Genomic DNA, 18,429 nt, shown 5'->3' with positions numbered 1-18,429 from the left:
CTTTATCCGGCATCTGCCTGTTTAATCGGTTTGCGCAACAGAAACCTTAGAGGGCGACTACAGACGCCCGGACTCAACATCCCGAAAGAAGTCCACTAATGCACGACGATAATTCTCCGGGTCATCCCACATGCAAAAATGGCTGCCGTTATCACAGATCACCACCCGGCTGTGAGGAATAATAGACGCCATCTGTTGCTGGTCATCCGGAGACATGGTGTCGTACCGCCCGGCCAGAACCAGTGTAGCGGTTCGGATTTCAGCCAGCTCATTCCAGCGGTCCCAGCCCAGCAGATTGCCTGTGAACACGAACTCATTATTGCCCTGCATGGCTTTGTAAACATTATGATTCAAATGCTCAAAGGCCCGGTTCAGGGCATCGGGCCATTCAGGCAGGCGGCAAATAAACTGCCGGTAAAGGTACTCATCCAGAAGTTTCTGGTACGCCTCATTGTCCTGGTCATCGTTGTCTTCAAAGGCTTTCAGCTGCTCAACCACCGGGGGCGGCAAATGCTCCCTGATATGGTTAATGTGGGTCACGTAAGACTGAATGCTGCCCGTAATGCCGCTCAGCACCAGTCCTTTTAAATGAGCCTGATATTTCAGGGCATACTCAATAGCAAATAACCCGCCACCGGAGTGACCGAACAGGTAGAAGTCATCCAGTTCCAGAGCCTTGCGAACCTGCTCGATTTCATCAACAAAGCGATCCAGCTGCCAGAGCGTGTCATCATCAGGCTGGTCAGAACACCAGGAACCCAGCTGGTCATAAAAAATAACCTCAATGCCTGCCGGAACCAGATAGTCCTCCAGACACTCCAGATATTCATGGGTACTTCCGGGGCCACCGTGTAACGTCAGTACTTTAACAGCACCACGGCCAACCCTGAGCGTCCATACCCTGTAGCCATTATCCAGTTCAATCCATTGCACGCCAGGCGCGCAGTGCTTGTTTTGCCTGGTTTTGAAAAGAGCAGTCATGGAAAATCGCTACCCCATGGAAGGTTTTCAGTACGGCTTCAGTTTAGGTGTTTTTTGGGTATCGTCACATCAAACGGTAATCCCTGACGAAGTACTATCTGGCTGAAATAGATGTTAATCGCCTGAGACGTGGTGATACCCAGCTCTTTCAGAACGTTCTCAGCTTCTTCTTTGAGGCTTTCATCAATGCGGGCGCGTACGGTGGTTTCTTTAGCCATTATGCTTTCTCGTTTATGGGAAAATTTCCATGAAAGCATAAAAAAACCTGACACATCTTGCGACATATCAGGCTTGAAGAAGAAAGAACGGTTCAGGCTGGAATAGCTATCAATCAACCAAAGGTTGGCAGCATTCCCATCATATTCGCCATCTCCAGAACCAGCACGACCAGACCGAAGCCGAATACCACTGCCATTCTTGGCTTACCGCCGGATACCTGGTACTCATCCTGCCCAGAGCGACCTTTAATCGCCATCAGCACCGGAGAAATCGTACAGAAGATCATGGCGCCAATACCTGCAAAACCGATAGCAGTAATAAAGCCATTTGGCAGCATCACACCCAGAACCGTTGGAGGAACAAAGGTGACTGCCGCTGTTTTCAGTCGTCCCGGCAGATCATTGCTGAAACCAAAGAAATCAGCAATGTAGTCAAACAGCCCCATGGATACACCCAGGAAAGAGGTGGCTACTGCCAGGTGTGAGAACAGCTGCAGCATCTTGGAAGTACTCATGTTCAGCCCGGTTTGTTCCAGTGCCAGAACCAGGTCACCAATGTTACCGCCAGAAGCAATAATCGCCGGGAACTGTTCACGGGACAGGTTGCCCAGGATCACCAGCTGCCAGATCAGGTAAAAGGCCAGAGCCAGCACAGAGCCAATCAGAAGGGTAGATTTCAGGCGGCTACTGTCATGTTTCATGTAACCGGTCAGGCTGGGAATACAGGTCTGGAAGCCAAAGCTGACCGCAATAAAGGGAAGCATGCCCAGCGCAAACGGGCTGCTTTCAGACAGTGGCAGGCCGTTGAACAGGTTGCTGGTACTGACATTATCCAGCAGACCACCACTGAAACCCAGGAAGGTAATCACCATGGCACCCAGCATAGCGGTTGTCACTTTATCCACCGCCATGGGTCCGAATACCACGACAGAACCCAGGATAACAGCAAACAAAATACCGGCCAGCTCTGTTCCTACATTTATATCAGCCACTGATTGCAGTGTGTGTGCAATGATTGAACTGCCACCCGAAATGTAGGCATAAGTCAGGATGTAGCAGACAAAGCCCACCGACAGCCCATTGATCAGACGCCCGAAATTGCCCAGCGTTGCCTGAGCCATAGTGTCAAAGCTGGCACCTTCCCGGTGGCGAAGATTGGCTTCCAGCAAATACAGCCCGGCGCTATACATGCAGTACCAGCCGATCAGAAGCATGACCAGAGACCAGCCAAACCATGCGCCGCTGGTGATCACTGGCAGGGAAAACATACCTGCGCCGATACTGGTTCCGGCAACGATCAATGCTCCTCCGAGCACAGACCCACCACGCTTCTGACTCCGGGCTTCCACGCCCGTCAGTACTGCTTCACTCATTCGCTTATTCCAATCTGCTTGATAAGGAATTGTTTATCCGCTTCTTCCAGCGACTTAAGATTGTTCGACCCTCTGGTAATCGTGGCAATGCTGACCCCCAGCCCGGCAGCGACCTCTCGCTGGGACTGTTTGCCATCTAACAGGGCCTTCAAAATCGATAGACGGGTTGCAATAGAGTCCCGTTCTTCAGGCGCCAGCAAGATCATCAGCAGCTTTTCCAGGTCCCCGGCATGACTCTGCTTATGCAGCAGTTCTGTAAGCTGACTCCACTGGTTTTTGGGCATTGCTTGAATCCAAAAAATCGTACTATCGTAACAGTACACTAGTACAGCCTTTGTTCTGATCGTGTTATGTACCTAAGGGAAGCAGCAGAACATAATATACCGCTGTTGGCTTTTGGCTTTTGGCTTTTGGCGGTTGGCTGTATGAGCAGCTAATAGCCAAAAGCCAAAAGCCAACAGCCCGGTAAGTTATTGAATGCTGCACCCCTAAACGGTGAGAACAGACTCTTCAGGGAAAGTCAGATTTTTTAACCGAACAGCAGTGACTCGCGTTAGACGCCTACTGATCATATTGCAATCTACCAATAGTAACCCAAAGCAAGAAGGAAGCGACTTGAGTCCGAAGACTGATAAGAAATTCTGATATCTTTATTTTTAGACAGCCGATATCGGGCATCCAGCTGAGTATTATTCAAGCTTCTTCCAACATCCACCAACCTTTTGTGTTGGTGCTCTAGCTTGACTCTAAAGTTTTCAGTCACATCGAAAATACCATGACTGGTAACTCTCAGCTCGACATTGCCAGTACCAAAGCGATTATCCATTAACGCACCGCCAAGATGTACACCCACAACCAGCTGACGATTGAGTCTCCATACATAACCTTTGTCGCCTTCTACACGAGCCGCAAGACATTGACTCGAACAGGTCATACTGGCTGACTGCAATCCAGCCTTCAAACGCCAGGCTGAACTGGAATCTTCAGGAAGGCCGGTCACATGAGTGTTCAGACTCTGGATGCTGATAAAGTCGATCGCACGGATTCTGCTTAAGCCACTGTATGACTCTACAGAGAACTGCCCCATAATAAGCTCTCCGTATTCCACATGCTCCGAACCAGAATCGAGAGCATCGTAATAAGCAGGCCTGACCGTTAGTGATAAACCATTACCATACTGCTTATGGCTCACGACACCTGCCTGAACATAACTCGGTTGCCGACCTCTATGAGGTGGAGAAGGGTAATGGTTCAACTCTGAAGGGGCTTTCGGAGGCAGTTGATATCGCTTGTATAGCGCTTTCTGATATTGTTGCTGTTCTTCTTTACTGTCGCCTGAAAGTGTTTCTCTAAACTGGTAGTAATCAATTAAAGTGTCCAGTATTTGATAGCGAGAGTCATCTGGCAGCGCATCAAATACTGGCTCTTCAAGAGTACTTATTTCACCAACCGCCTGCTTCAAAACGGTTTGCTCTTGATAGCTTAATAAAGAGAAACGTTCATAAAGTCTTGATTGTCTTGAAGGGTGAAACTGAATGTCACGAACCAATGGTTCCCCCTTGTACTCGGATTGGCCAAGCCGAAGTATCTGCGCCTGGGGAATAACCCAAAACCGGGTATCCGGATTAACCTTAATGCCATCAATAATCTCGAATAACTCCCCCATTCTGTAAGCACAGTTTTTATTCAAAAAGTAATAGGTATATTCTTCACCCATTACTTCCCACGTATGCGCAAGAATCATTCTTACATCGTTGGATGAAAGGTTAAGCTCATACTCCCAAAGATCACGAAGCTCAATTTCACCATAACTCTGATTGTGAAAATAGTACTCTGTGTGACTAAAGCCAGCGTCATAGCCCCCTGACAACCCCTTGACTATGTAAGTGATCGGGTCTTCACCGTCAGGAACAATAGCCCCATAGTTCACACTCATGTCGAGCAAACGATTATTATTTGAGTTTTTATTGTTCAGTTTTAATAATGTGTGTCCATAATACGAAGCCGGATTTCCTAAAAACCCCGTTGCGAACACAATGCTTAAAGAATCAACTTCCCCCTTCATTGACCATTCATTAAATTCAGGGCAATTGACGGAAGGAATATCTTTCTCAGAAAAATCAAGTTGACCTTTTAACCAAAAATACCTGGCAGGAAACCGGCACTGGGCATGTAAATTCGGGTTAGATTCTTCCGGCCTGGCAATTGCTTTTAATGTTGCTAACAGCTCCGCTTCAGGATCTTTATATCCGGTTGGAGCGTTGAAGAATGAATCTGAATGAATCGCACTTCGTACATTTCTACCAGTCCACTGTTGCTCATAAACCAACAGCTTCTGCCAGGTAGAATGTTCATGCAGTCTCGTACTTTTCGCTTTATGGACGTAAAAGCTCAAATCATGATCATCAATGACTGATGCGTGAGTATTGGAAACAAGCACAACAAGTACTAAAAATACTACATGGAACACAAGCGAGATAAAACCAATAAAATAATGGCTGAAACAGTGCCGACATGAGGTCAACACTGCATTTAAAAGAATCACATTATTCAGGAAGAGCAGCTGCCTGCGAACTGGCTGACACCAGATTCCATTGCTCTGTAATACTGGGAAGCCTTTTCGATATCGCTTAAATCTGTATAAGCAGGAGAAGCCAGATAGCTTGCCATATCCGAACGCACAGAAGAGATTATGCCAGCATGAGAAGACACCTGACAGCCACGAACATTCAGCATCGCGCTCAAATGCTCGCCTTCGCCATAAGCGGTTTCTTCAGCAATGTTATGGTAATTATCAATAATAAATTGCGCAGTCTTAACATTCTTGCCATTACAGGTTTCGGGACTTGCAGTGGCGGAAGTCAGCGCAGTAGAACCTAAATCCCAAATTACGTTTGAGGTCACAGCTGCCCAGTGTGTGTCCGCAAACAAAGCCGCACCAATACCACAATCTGTGTAAGGGTTTGGGCCAGAACCCGCCGCCCCGTTAGCCTCAGCAACAGGAACGGTCAAAGTAACTACTGTTGTAAACAGCGCAGCAGCCATCGCTTTTAATTTAATCAAGAGATTCTCCTAATATTTTCATAAATCTCTAAATGAGTAAGCTTTACCCACACAATGCAAAAAGAACGTCAATATCATACTGCGGCCTTACGATAGCATATAAGTACAAACCCATAAACGAGTGCGATTGAAAGCCCTAAACGACTCCATCCCTGTTCCCTTGCCGAATAAGTGATAAACTTTAAGAAATTTTTCATTCTCTACTATTCGCTTCCCCGGAGGATTCAGCTTAATGGGCCCACGCCATCAAACCCATTCAGTTAAGGTTGGACCTGTCACCATAGGCGGTGATGCCCCTGTGGTCGTTCAGTCCATGACTGATACGGACACCGCTGATGTTGAAAAGACCGTGGCCCAGATCAGGCTGCTGGCTGATGCTGGCTCGGAAATGGTTCGGGTAACGGTCAACACTGAAGAAGCGGCTGCCGCAGTGCCTGAAATCTACCGTCAGCTCCGTGCCGATGGTTATCATGTTCCTATTGTTGGTGACTTCCACTACAACGGTCATCTGCTGCTGACCAAATACGATGAAACCGCCCGGCTACTGGACAAGTACCGCATCAACCCCGGTAACGTTGGTTTTGGCAATAAAAAAGACGACCGTTTCAATGCCATGATCGATGTTGCCATCAAATACGACAAGCCTGTGCGTATCGGCGTGAACTGGGGCAGCCTGGACAAAGAGTTGTCCACCCGTTTGATGGATGAAAACGCCAGGTCGGACAACCCGAAACCGTCCCAGGAAATTCTGCATGAAGCACTGGTTCTATCAGCTATCACCAGTGCTGATGCGGCGGTTAAACGTGGCCTGGGAGAGAACAGGATTGTTATTTCCTGCAAGGTGTCCCGTGTGCAGGATTTGATCAGCGTTTACCAGATGCTGGCCGATCGTTGCCAGTACGCCCTGCACCTGGGGCTGACAGAAGCAGGAATGGGCAGTAAGGGCATTGTCGCATCGAGTATCGCCATGGGCATTCTGTTGCAGCAGGGTATTGGTAATACCATCCGCACCTCGCTGACCCCTGAGCCCAATGGCAGCCGGGATCGTGAAGTCATTGTTTCCCAGCAGATTCTTCAGGCGTTGGAAGTTCGCAGTTTTGCACCAGAAGTGACCGCCTGCCCCGGCTGTGGTCGAACCACCAGCACCTTTTTCCGGGTACTGACCGATGAGGTGGATGTTTTCCTACGCACCAAAATGGTCACCTGGAGACACCAGCTGGTCGGCGTTGAAGATATGAAAGTCGCCGTGATGGGTTGTGTCGTAAACGGTCCCGGCGAGAGCAAGCATGCCAATATTGGTATCAGTTTGCCCGGAACCGGAGAAGCACCTTCAGCGCCAGTGTTTGTAGACGGTAAAAAAGTGAAAACGCTTAAAGGCGAGAATATTGCTGAAGAGTACAAGCAGATGATTGAGGACTATGTTCACAAGACTTATCCGCCCCGAAGCGAGCTGATCGCTTCCAGCTGATTCAGCCCTTTCCGGATCCTTTTAACAACTGTAGGTTGGGAAGAGCGTAACGACTCCCAATCTACATACCCCGTAAAAGTCATTGAAACCGTGTACTAAACTTTGGCCACCGTCCCGGAAACCAGACCCTCATCCTTCACGTAAACCCATGAAGCAATCCAGGCCGTAACGGGAGCAACAATAACCAGTGCCAGACTACCAATCAGTGTTCGTGCAGCTTCTGATGCCACCAGCTTCATATTAATGACTTGAATCAGACTGGTATCCCGACTGATAAACAGCATTAACAGAGTCAAAAATCCACCGGAGTAAGCCAGCAGCAACGTGGTTGTCATTGTGCCAATCACAGCATTGCCCACCCGAAACCCGGAACGTAAGAGAGCGGAGCGACTAATATCGGGATGATTCAGTTGAATCTCCTCCATAGTGGCAGCCATCTCCATCGCCACATCCATGGCGGCACCACTGGCTCCAATAACAATGGCGGCATAAAAAATATCCAGCATATTCAGGTGCATGCCCGTTTCAAACAGCAATGATTGGGCAAGGGGCTGGGACATACCATCAAGATGAAGCCAGCGTCCTACCAGCAGGCACAGCAGTGAGGTCACCACCAATCCTATCAGGGTACCCGCCAGTGCAACCTGACCTTTATGACTCCACCCAGCCACCGAGATGATAATCAATGCGCTCAATGCCGCCAGGGTCAGTGCAGTCATGATGACCGGGGAAATCCCTGCCAGAAGGCCCGGTATCAGGAGTTTCCAGACAATAATGACCGAGCCCAGAAATGAAAGCAGCGACTTGACTCCCACACGACCGGCATACAACAGCAAGCCAAGGGCAAAAACAGCCAGCAACCCACCCAGCACCGGGAGTCGATAGTGAGACAATACCCTGACCTGAGGCGTATCGCCGGTTTCCAGCCCTTGAATAGCCACCAGCACCCGGTCGCCTGGCTGATAATATTCATCGTATTCCATGGAGCCATTCAGCCGGTTACTGGCCTCGTAAACACGACCTGAATTCCGGTCGCTTTCAAGACGAACCTGCAACCGCTGCTCCCCAATACGGTTACTGCCAATTACGACTAACCGACTGTCGTCAGCCAGGTGCACCTGAGCCACCTGGTGGACATCGCCATCTGCAGGCTGGCCAGACAACTGATACACCAGAGCCAGCAACAGGGTGGTAAAACCCAGTAACATGCCACGCATAATATATATTCCATGGGAGCCAGCAATGGCTCCCACTATCTAAGAAACTATCAGGCTGAAAAATAATCAGGAACGAACGCCTATCCGGATGTTCATCACATCCGCAAAGACCTTAGCCACTTCCGTGTTGTCCTTAAAGCCGGCAAATTTTTCTGCCTGCTGGCCTATGGCGGATAATGGCAACTGAGTGGCAGTGTGAGCGTAAGAAGTCCAGTAAACACCAGCCCGCTTTGAAGTGATATGGGCAATGGCAATGGACACTGGGTCATAGCCGCCATAGTGGGCAATCTGCTCCGGGTCTTTACCGTCTACCGCATCCATAGCCCGTTCAATCAGAGCCTTTTCATCCTTTTCCAGACGGTTCAGCTGAAACTTTCTGGCGATATGCTGGTAAAAGGCAGGTCGATCACCCTGATAAACGCCCTGCAACTTGTCTTCTACTGACTCCCGGGTCAGGGCGACCTTGTCCAGATTCATAAAGTAGTTTTTACCGAAGCCCATCCCCATACCGCCGGTTTCATGGTCACCGGTGATAACAATCAGAGTGTCTTCCGGGTGGCGATGATAAAACTCCATAGCCGTTGCTACCGCCTGATCAAAGGCGATGGTGTCCATGATTGTACCGGCCAGATCATTGGCGTGACTGGCATGGTCTATACGACCACCCTCTACCATCAGGAAAAAGCCATCTTTATCTTTTGACAGCAAATCAATGCCTTTGCGGGTTATTTCCGCAATGGAGGGGGTCGAATTATCGTGCTGACGATCTATTTCATAGGGCAGGTGTGAAGGGGTAAATGCCGCAAACACACGGTCTCCCTGCTCAGGCTGGTAACTCCTGAAGTCACTGGTGGAGTTAACGCCGACGAACGTTTTGTAGTCCTGTTTCCTGAACTGTTGAATAAGGTCCTTACTGTCTTTGCGCTTTGATCCCTCACCAGACACAAAGTGCCGATAGCCACCACCGGCAAAAAAGTCGACGCCAGAGATTGCGTAACTGTCCGCAATCTCATTCTCGTTATTACGACTCTGGTTCTTTGCAACAAAAGCGGCTGGTGTCGCATGGGTGAGCCTTGTGGTGGTAATCAATCCGGTCGCCATTCCCTTAGCCTGAGCACCTTCAAGGATGGAACGCGCTTCCCGGCCATCCGCAGTCATACCCAGCATACCGTTATCAGTTTTGACGCCGGTAGCCAGTGCAGTGCCAGATGCGGCGGAGTCTGTGACCAGACTATCGGCTGAATGAGTGGTGTTAATGCCTACCACTGGCATGCTGTTCATGACCAGTCTTGCTTGTTTATCGCCTGTAGCCTCCTGGTGATAGTATTCAGCTACCTGACGCTGGGCGGTTCCCATGCCATCGCCAATCATATAGAACACATATTTAGGACCACTGTCATTGGCATTAACTGGCATACAGGTCAGAGCGAGGGCTGACACGCAGGCACACAATTTTATCGAGCGCATAAACATCTTCTTGTGAGCAGATAAATGGATTGATAAGCGACGGTAGGCAAATGTAGTGACTGTATGTGACCAAATTGTGACTAAGGGTTAACATTCTGTAAATTTATTCTGGATGATTGATCTGAATCAACATCTAACTCTCAGGCGTCAGTGTCAATGTATATCGGGTTTCCTGTGGTAAAAAAGGCGTCTTACTGCCATTCACCCAATCCATATAGCCCAGCTTGTAAAAGGGCGATAACGGATGTCCGCTCTGACCTCCGGGCATATGGAAAATGCCATCTTCTTCACGTCCTGGTGCTACAACAATCCGCTCGGAGACACCTGAAGAGGGCTTTTGTGCTTTGGGCGTCCAGACATCTCCACTTAACGGTACTGCTGGCATATTCAGCCACTGACCAATAACTGGCAGGGCTGAACTGAGAGGGTGGTTAATTTTAGCCTTATTGCGTTGTCCCCAGCTTGCCCGGGCCAGCCCGGACTCCCCGCCAAGGCTTGCAATGACGTCATCAATGGATTCCAGCAGCAGTTCATCCCAGCTTTCATACTGGGGACTGAGCCAGTGCATGGGGCGTTCATCCAGTAATCGCCAGATCATTTCTTCTTCGTGGTTTAACTTCTGCAACCAGCTGTCATCAATATCCGGGGCAACGCCTTCTGACAAAGACGAAAAGTAGCGCCCCAGCGATTGCAGTACTTTAAGCGTTACATTGTCGTTAAACTCCCGGGTCAGGCGATAACCAACATCATCAACCGCTGCTTCGCCGGACCATTCTGACAGATAGCGATAAAACGACTCTCGACCCCTATGACCTGCTCTTGCAGATTCCGTTAAAGCCTCCAGGGCTAACTGTCGCCAGTCGTTCATATAAATGCCCCGATGATCCAGGGCAATGGCCAGCATGGCGTCTTCATCAGCCTGTTTCAGGCTCATCAGAGCATTTCGTATCTGCAACTGCCTTGGCCCAAGCGCATAGCCACCATTACCCAGCTTTTTATAGCTGTCACCGGAAGCTACCCGGGCATTAGCAGTCCATATCCGCTGAGACTCAGGATTGAACACTGCCGGGTATTCATCGGGTGTCAACCAGCGAGCCCACTGTAAATCTGCCTGACTCCATGGGAGAGGATAAGTTGAATCCAGCTCAAGCCTTGATGGTATTTGACCTGCGATGGTCCAGCCTATGTTGCCGTGACGATCTCCTACGGTAAAGTTCTGTGGAGGGATACCGCTGGTATTGGCGACAGTCATCGCCTGTCTGGTCGTTGTAGCTGTTTCCAGCTCAATCAGATTGAGGTTTGTTGCCTTTGGATTATGAGCCGTCCAGCGTAAGGCGTATTGATTATCACCTGAAAGCGATTCAACAACCGGCCCCCAACGGGTTGCCTGATAGTCAACAATAACCGGTTCCTGACCTTTTACCGGAATCGTTTCTGACCATTGGTACAGAGGCTCAAACCCTTCGTTCGTCTGATAAACATTGCCTTCAATATCCAGAGCAACCAGATCCACCCAGTCACCATAACTGTTGGTGAAACTCCAGGCCACAGAGCCATTGCTCCCAACGACAATGATCGGAGTGCCCGGCAGGGAAACACCGGTTATTCGAACATCAGGCTGACCGTTATCAGGATGAGGGTATCGAAACTGTGCCCGATACCAGACATTGGGAACCCTGTGGTTAAGATGCATATCATTCTCGACGATAGCACCACCATGATCAGTCAATTCACCGGCTACCGCCCAGTTGTTGCTGCCAATGGCAGCCTCTTCAACCAATGTTCCCGTCAGGTTGTTATAGATATTCAGGGGTTTGCTACGAAGGTTTACCTGCTCTGAATCGGGCAGGACAGGTTCGGGAAGGCTGTCTGCAACCAGGGGGGAATCCCAGCGGGTTCGCAAAGGTGACAGGAATTCAACCACCTCTCTTGGAACGACTTGTTCCAGATACCCTTTGGTCTTGTCGAGCCCTGCGTCACCGTCGTTTAAGTCCAGATACATGCTGAACACGGTCAGAAAGGTATCTTCATTGGCCCAAAGCTGTGGCTCAACATTTAATAGCCAGTACTCAAAGGGTTTGGAATCCAGTCCCGTCAAGCCCGCATTAACGCCTTTTGTATAAGCGTTAAGAATTTTCAGGTGCTGGTCGGGCAGTAATGTTTGAGCCTGTTGGGCAACCAGCCTGAACCGATGCTTCCGTTGTCGTTTATCGTGCTCAAGTGCGACTGAGCCAACCAGCTCGGACAACTCACCGGAAGAATTTCGACGGCCCAGGTCCATCTGGAAAAAGCGCTCCTGAGCATGAAGATACCCCGTAGCAAAAGCGACATCTGTTCGATTGTTGCCAATAATCGAGGGAACACCATAGCTGTCACGTTCAATAGTAACCGGGAAATCAATGCCCTGTACCCGAACATTGCCGTCCAACACCGGGAGGCTGTTTCGTAGCGTGTTATTCACCCACAAAAAAAGAATCAGCAGTAAAGAAAAAGTGAGAAAAAAGCCGCACATTAGCCACCTTTGTTTCGGCGAACGTGCTTTCAGGAATGGAAACATTTTAGAACCTGTTTTCTTATTATGTTTTTCAGGGGTAAAAATAGCATGGCGGTGAGGGGGAAGTAAGGCTGTATGTTTCTAACAACCTTACTGTCGGTTCTATTGAGCTATCGTCGTTTTTTTCGGGGAGCTTTCTTTGCTTCTTTCTTGTCCTCTTCCTCAGCTCTCTGAGCCATCAGAAGTTCCATTTCATGCTCAATAATATCCGGGGTTTCCAGACTCAGGCGACCAAAACCACCACTGCGGAACTCATTCAGAAGAATCTCGGACACCTTGTGGGTATCCGCAATGCCACCACGACGCATACAGTTGCGGCGCTGTGCAATCATATCCATCAGTTCAATTTCATTGTCTGGCAGGTCATGGATCTGAAAGCGCTGCTTCAGTGCTTCCGGGTAAGCTTTCAAAAAATACTCAGCCGCAAAGTAGGCAATATCTTCGTACTCAATCACTGCGTCCTTAATGGCACCGGAGATCGCCAGACGATAACCACAGGCTTCCGGCTCTAACTTGGGCCAGAGAAAGCCCGGAGTATCCAGCAGGATCATTCCGTTCGGCAGTTTGATGCGTTGCTGTTGTCTGGTCACCGCAGGCACATTGCCAGTTTTGGCAATAATCCGGTTAGCCAGCGTATTGATCATGGTGGACTTGCCCACGTTGGGAATCCCCAGAATCATGGCTCGCAACGGCTTCAACTCCAGATTACGATTCACCATACTTTCTGCCAGAGGCAACAGGCCGCGCACTTTATCAGGCTGGTTATTGGTGGTGGCAATAGCCTTTACACCTTTTTCTTTCTCCATGTGCTGCTGCCACTGCTGGGTAACCACCGGATCAGCAAGATCGCTTTTATTGAGCACCTTGATATAAGGCGTATCTCCACGCAGGGATGGCACCAGTGGGTTTCCACTGCTGAAAGGAAGCCGGGCATCCAGAACTTCGATGATCAGATCAACTTCCGGAATAACCTTTTTGATCTCCTTTCGAGCCTTGTGCATATGCCCGGGAAACCAATTAATCGCCATAATAAAACCCTTAATCTCGTGAAGGCGGTATTTTAATGGTTCGCTCCCAGAGTTCCAGTTTAATAGCTGTCAGGAATGGGCAGTACCAACAACATTTCCTGATACAGTATCTGCAGCAGTTTTTGACGCTTCAGCTGATAACTCTCCGTTTTTGTTAAAGAGCCCCTCCAGCATAAGGGTAATGGCTCCATCTCCGGTAACATTACAGGCGGTACCAAAGCTATCCTGCAAAGCAAAAATGGCCAGCAATAAAGCAACACCGGCAGGGTCAAAGCCCAGAACACCAACAACAATACCCATTGACGCCATCACTGTGCCGCCAGGTACGCCCGGAGCACCAACAGCAAAAATACCAAATAACAGAATAAATGTAAGCATAGTGCCAAAGCCTGGCAACGCACCATACAGCATCAAAGAGATGACCATTACAAAGAATGTTTCGGTCAGCACTGAACCACACAGATGGATAGTAGTACCAAGAGGAACCATAAAATCCACTGTATCATTGGTGAGAACTTTAGATTTACGAGCACAGCTCAAGGCTACAGGCAGTGTTGCTGCACCAGACATAGTACCGACAGCAGTCAGATAAGCCGGGCCGTAGTGCTTTAAAACTTCCAGAGGGTTTTTACCTGAAATAGCGCCTGCTATACCGTAGAGTACAGCCAGCCAGACAGCATGACCGATTAGCGCAATGACCACAACTTTCAGAAATACCGGCAACTGTTCTGTCAACGTCCCCTGATAAGTCAAACCCGCAAAGGTTGTTGCAATAAAAAACGGCAATACGGGAATAACCATTTTTTTCACAACCATCATCATAATGTTTTCAAACTCATTGAGAGCTTTTTCAAAAGACTCTGCTTTAGTTCCTAATACCGTTGTGCCCAGCAAAATAGCTGTTACCAGAGCCGTCATTACAGACATTAAAGGTGGAATATCCAGTTTGAATCCAGCTTCTGGAAGCTGTCGCAGACTTTCTAAAGCGGTGGGTACAGAAAGATGAGGAATAATTAAACTCCCTGCCACGTAAGCCATGATAGCTGCGCCAACTGATGACAAGTAGGCGATACAGATACCGGCTCCAAGCATTTTATTGGCATTATGCCGTAGTCGTGTAATAGCGGGAGCAATAAAGCCAATAATAACCAGTGGTATGGTGAAAAATATAAATTGCCCAAGAACATGTTTGAATGAGCCGACCACACTCATAATTGATTCATCAGCAAAGAATCCAATTGCTACACCTGAAGCAATTCCGACTACTAACTTACTAATAAGCCCCCACTCTTTTCTTTCACTGCTTTTACTCATAAATTCCCCCTGAAAAAAAATAAACCACTGACGTTTATCTGGGCATCAGTGCATACAATGGCTTGAAATTTGCGATGCGGGAATAATATGTTTTGTGATTTTAAATTAAGTTGATATTTATCAACGCAGGGGGCGTCTTTAGAATTCATTTAATATCTTTATTATTTTTTCAGCACATAGCAAAAACCCCAACCGATTTCTCGATTGGGGTTTTCTAAATGAGTGCCTGGCGATGACCTACTCTCACATGGGGAAGCCCCACACTACCATCGGCGATGCGTCGTTTCACTTCCGAGTTCGGGATGGGATCGGGTGGTTCCAACACTCTATGGTCACCAGGCAAAACTGGTCGAGCCTTCGGCTCTCAAGCTGGAAGCTATAAGCTTAAAGCTGAACGCTCCTGGAATCCAAAATATACTTAAACAGCTTTGTTTATTCTTGCTCTACACTCTCTCACTATTGCGTACAGCTTCCGGCTTCAAGCTTATAGCTTCAAGCTCTTCAAATCGCTTTGGCGTTATATGGTCAAGCCTCTCGAGTCATTAGTACGGGTTAGCTCAACGCCTCACAACGCTTACACACCCCGCCTATCAACGTCGTAGTCTTCAACGTCTCTTATGTGGCCTCGAAGGCCAAGGGAAGTCTCATCTTGAAGGGGGCTTCCCGCTTAGATGCTTTCAGCGGTTATCCCGTCCGAACTTAGCTACCGGGCAATGCGTCTGGCGACACAACCCGAACACCAGTGGTTCGTCCACTCCGGTCCTCTCGTACTAGGAGCAGCTCTCCTCAAACTTCCAACGTCCACGGCAGATAGGGACCGAACTGTCTCACGACGTTCTAAACCCAGCTCGCGTACCACTTTAAATGGCGAACAGCCATACCCTTGGGACCGGCTTCAGCCCCAGGATGTGATGAGCCGACATCGAGGTGCCAAACACCGCCGTCGATGTGAACTCTTGGGCGGTATCAGCCTGTTATCCCCGGAGTACCTTTTATCCGTTGAGCGATGGCCCTTCCATGCAGAACCACCGGATCACTAAGACCTACTTTCGTACCTGCTCGACATGTACGTCTCGCAGTCAAGCTGGCTTGTGCCTTTACACTAACCGCACGATGTCCGACCGTGCTTAGCCAACCTTCGTGCTCCTCCGTTACTCTTTGGGAGGAGACCGCCCCAGTCAAACTACCCACCACACAATGTCCCCGATCCCGGTTAGGGACCTGGGTTAGAACCTCAATATTGCCAGGGTGGTATTTCAAGGTCGGCTCCACGCAGACTGGCGTCCACGTTTCAAAGCCTCCCACCTATCCTACACAAGCAACATCAAGATCCACTGTGAAGCTGTAGTAAAGGTTCACGGGGTCTTTCCGTCTAGCCGCGGATACACTGCATCTTAACAGCGATTTCAATTTCACTGAGTCTTGGGTGGAGACAGCGTGGCCATCGTTACGCCATTCGTGCAGGTCGGAACTTACCCGACAAGGAATTTCGCTACCTTAGGACCGTTATAGTTACGGCCGCCGTTTACCGGGGCTTCGATCAAGAGCTTCGCCGAAGCTAACCCCATCAATTAACCTTCCGGCACCGGGCAGGCGTCACACCGTATACGTCCACTTACGTGTTAGCACAGTGCTGTGTTTTTAATAAACAGTCGCAGCCACCTGGTATCTTCGACCAGCCGGTGCTTACGGGGCAAGCCCTTCACACCAGCCGGCGCACCTTCTCCCGAAGTTACGGTGCCATTTTGCCTAGTTCCTTCACCCAAGTTCTCTCAAGCGCCTTGGTATTCTCTACCTGACCACCTGTGTCGGTTTGGGGTACGGTTCCTTTTGACCTGAAGCTTAGAAGTTTTTCCTGGAAGCATGGCATCAACCACTTCCCCACCGTAGTGGGTTCGTCATCAGTTCTCGGCTTTGTGGGTCCGGATTTGCCTGAACCCACAGCCTACGACCTTAAACAGGGACAACCATCGCCCTGCCGGCCTAGCCTTCTCCGTCACTCCGTCGCAGTCAAAAGGAGTACAGGAATATTAACCTGTTTCCCATCGATTACGTCTTTCGACCTCACCTTAGGGGCCGACTCACCCTGCGCCGATTAGCGTTGCGCAGGAACCCTTGGTCTTCCGGCGAGGGAGGATCTCACTCCCTTTATCGTTACTCATGTCAGCATTCGCACTTGTGATACGTCCAGCATGCCTCCCGGCACACCTTCAACCGCTTACACAACGCTCCTCTACCGCAATCAGAAGACAGATGACAGAAGACGGAGGACAGGTTGCTTAGAAGCTATTTCCAGCTTCTGTGTAATCCTGTCAACATCCGGGCTATTTGTTGGTATTCAGCCTTCAGAGCTTGCCATTGATTCAAGGTTATATAACCAAGGTCAAGACTGTATCTCGTCCAGACTCGCATTTCGTCGGCTGATCCGATGGCCATTAATAAAAACCTTCGAAACTCAGCGTTAGATACGCTTTATTTACCATAGCCTTCCGCAATGTTTGCGCAGATACCTTTACTGGCTCGACGCATTTGATCCGCTAACCCTGCAAATTGTTCGTGCTTCGGAAAATTCAAGCTCAGTGAGTGAATTTCCAAAGATACCTTGTAAGCTCTTTTGAATACTTCAAGGTCTTCAAAGCCATTAACAGTTTTAGCCGACTCATTCATTGCTTCTGTACATCTTTCAATGATGAAAGAGGGAACTATAGCAGCGAAGTGACGATTCATCGTTCTTCACTGTCTTCTGTCCTCTGTCATCTGTCTTCTGACCACCCGTAGCTTCGGTGAATAGTTTGAGCCCCGTTACATCTTCCGCGCGAGCCGACTCGACCAGTGAGCTATTACGCTTTCTTTAAAGGGTGGCTGCTTCTAAGCCAACCTCCTGGCTGTCTGGGCCTTCTCACATCGTTTCCCACTTAACTATTACTTTGGGACCTTAGCTGACGGTCTGGGTTGTTTCCCTTTCCACGACGGACGTTAGCACCCGCCGTGTGTCTCCCTTGATTGCACTCATCGGTATTCGGAGTTTGCATGGGGTTGGTAAGTCGGGATGACCCCCTAGCCCAAACAGTGCTCTACCCCCGATGGTGAGACAAGAGGCGCTACCTAAATAGCTTTCGAGGAGAACCAGCTATCTCCGGGCTTGATTAGCCTTTCACTCCTATCCACAAGTCATCCCCTGGCTTTTCAACGACAGTGGGTTCGGTCCTCCAATCAGTGTTACCTGATCTTCAACCTGCTCATGGATAGATCGCCCGGTTTCGGGTCTATTCCCAGCGACTATGACGCCCTATTAAGACTCGCTTTCGCTACGGCTTCCCTATACGGTTAACCTTGCCACTGAAAATAAGTCGCTGACCCATTATACAAAAGGTACGCAGTCACACCCCGAAGGGTGCTCCCACTGCTTGTACGTACACGGTTTCAGGTTCTGTTTCACTCCCCTCAACGGGGTTCTTTTCGCCTTTCCCTCACGGTACTGGTTCACTATCGGTCAGTCAGGAGTATTTAGCCTTGGAGGATGGTCCCCCCATGTTCAGACAGCATTTCACGTGTGCCGTCCTACTCGATTTCACAATAAAGGGGTTTTCGTGTACGGGGCTATCACCCACTATGGCCGCTCTTTCCAGGGCGTTCCACTAACACCAATATTGCTTAAGGGCTGCTCCCCGTTCGCTCGCCGCTACTAGGGGAATCTCGGTTGATTTCTTTTCCTCCGGGTACTTAGATGTTTCAGTTCCCCGGGT

The 18,429-nt window shown here is 49.2% G+C and carries 12 protein-coding genes and 2 rRNA genes (1 of these 14 cut by a window edge); 1 reads left to right on the top strand and 13 read right to left on the bottom strand.

Annotated elements, in window-relative coordinates; genetic code table 11:
- Window positions 1-57: 57 nt before the first annotated feature.
- From NX720_RS11385 to NX720_RS11360, 6 genes are all read right to left on the bottom strand, one after another.
- Window positions 58-981, bottom strand: a complete 924-nt coding sequence (locus NX720_RS11385) for a proline iminopeptidase-family hydrolase (protein ID WP_262601229.1) — start codon at window positions 979-981, stop codon at window positions 58-60.
- A 38-nt stretch (window positions 982-1,019) separates the two neighbouring features.
- On the bottom strand, window positions 1,020-1,199 hold the full coding sequence (locus NX720_RS11380; protein ID WP_262601228.1) for a type II toxin-antitoxin system RelB/DinJ family antitoxin: 180 nt from the start codon (window positions 1,197-1,199) through the stop codon (window positions 1,020-1,022).
- 113 nt (window positions 1,200-1,312) lie between these two features.
- On the bottom strand, window positions 1,313-2,572 hold the full coding sequence (locus NX720_RS11375) for an aromatic amino acid transport family protein (RefSeq protein WP_262601227.1): 1,260 nt from the start codon (window positions 2,570-2,572) through the stop codon (window positions 1,313-1,315).
- Window positions 2,569-2,856 (bottom strand): trp operon repressor, encoded by a 288-nt coding sequence (gene trpR, locus NX720_RS11370; protein WP_262601226.1) that lies wholly within the window; start codon window positions 2,854-2,856, stop codon window positions 2,569-2,571. Before trpR ends, NX720_RS11375 begins: the two co-directional genes overlap by 4 nt.
- A gap of 296 nt (window positions 2,857-3,152) precedes the next feature.
- On the bottom strand, window positions 3,153-5,117 hold the full coding sequence (locus tag NX720_RS11365) for an Lnb N-terminal periplasmic domain-containing protein (RefSeq protein ID WP_262601225.1): 1,965 nt from the start codon (window positions 5,115-5,117) through the stop codon (window positions 3,153-3,155).
- Between the two features lie 5 nt (window positions 5,118-5,122).
- Window positions 5,123-5,635: a DUF3015 domain-containing protein gene (locus NX720_RS11360; protein WP_262601224.1), complete on the bottom strand. Its 513-nt coding sequence runs from the start codon at window positions 5,633-5,635 to the stop codon at window positions 5,123-5,125.
- Between the two features lie 232 nt (window positions 5,636-5,867).
- Between NX720_RS11360 and ispG the strand changes: the two genes are divergently transcribed.
- Window positions 5,868-7,103, top strand: coding sequence for a flavodoxin-dependent (E)-4-hydroxy-3-methylbut-2-enyl-diphosphate synthase (gene ispG / locus NX720_RS11355; protein WP_262601223.1), 1,236 nt, complete (start codon window positions 5,868-5,870; stop codon window positions 7,101-7,103).
- A gap of 95 nt (window positions 7,104-7,198) precedes the next feature.
- On the opposite strand, the gene NX720_RS11350 is transcribed toward ispG, so the two are convergent.
- The 7 genes from NX720_RS11350 to NX720_RS11320 all read right to left on the bottom strand — a co-directional run.
- A complete protein-coding gene (locus tag NX720_RS11350) occupies window positions 7,199-8,320 on the bottom strand; it encodes a YibE/F family protein (protein ID WP_262601222.1) in 1,122 nt (373 codons plus the stop codon).
- 66 nt (window positions 8,321-8,386) lie between these two features.
- Window positions 8,387-9,787, bottom strand: coding sequence for an alkaline phosphatase (locus NX720_RS11345; RefSeq protein WP_262601221.1), 1,401 nt, complete (start codon window positions 9,785-9,787; stop codon window positions 8,387-8,389).
- 133 nt (window positions 9,788-9,920) lie between these two features.
- Window positions 9,921-12,299: a penicillin acylase family protein gene (locus NX720_RS11340; protein ID WP_262601220.1), complete on the bottom strand. Its 2,379-nt coding sequence runs from the start codon at window positions 12,297-12,299 to the stop codon at window positions 9,921-9,923.
- A 152-nt stretch (window positions 12,300-12,451) separates the two neighbouring features.
- A complete protein-coding gene (ylqF, locus tag NX720_RS11335) occupies window positions 12,452-13,369 on the bottom strand; it encodes a ribosome biogenesis GTPase YlqF (RefSeq protein ID WP_262601219.1) in 918 nt (305 codons plus the stop codon).
- 69 nt (window positions 13,370-13,438) lie between these two features.
- On the bottom strand, window positions 13,439-14,683 hold the full coding sequence (locus NX720_RS11330; protein WP_262601218.1) for a dicarboxylate/amino acid:cation symporter: 1,245 nt from the start codon (window positions 14,681-14,683) through the stop codon (window positions 13,439-13,441).
- 224 nt (window positions 14,684-14,907) lie between these two features.
- Window positions 14,908-15,023 (bottom strand): 5S ribosomal RNA (gene rrf, locus NX720_RS11325).
- Between the two features lie 181 nt (window positions 15,024-15,204).
- Window positions 15,205-18,429, bottom strand: a 23S ribosomal RNA gene (locus NX720_RS11320); it runs 181 nt beyond the window's last position.

The organism is Endozoicomonas euniceicola (assembly GCF_025562755.1).
Classification (GTDB): Bacteria; Pseudomonadota; Gammaproteobacteria; order Pseudomonadales; family Endozoicomonadaceae; genus Endozoicomonas_A; species Endozoicomonas_A euniceicola.
The sequence above is the reverse complement of the archived record's forward strand: the minus strand, read 5'-3'. Positions and strand labels throughout refer to the sequence as shown.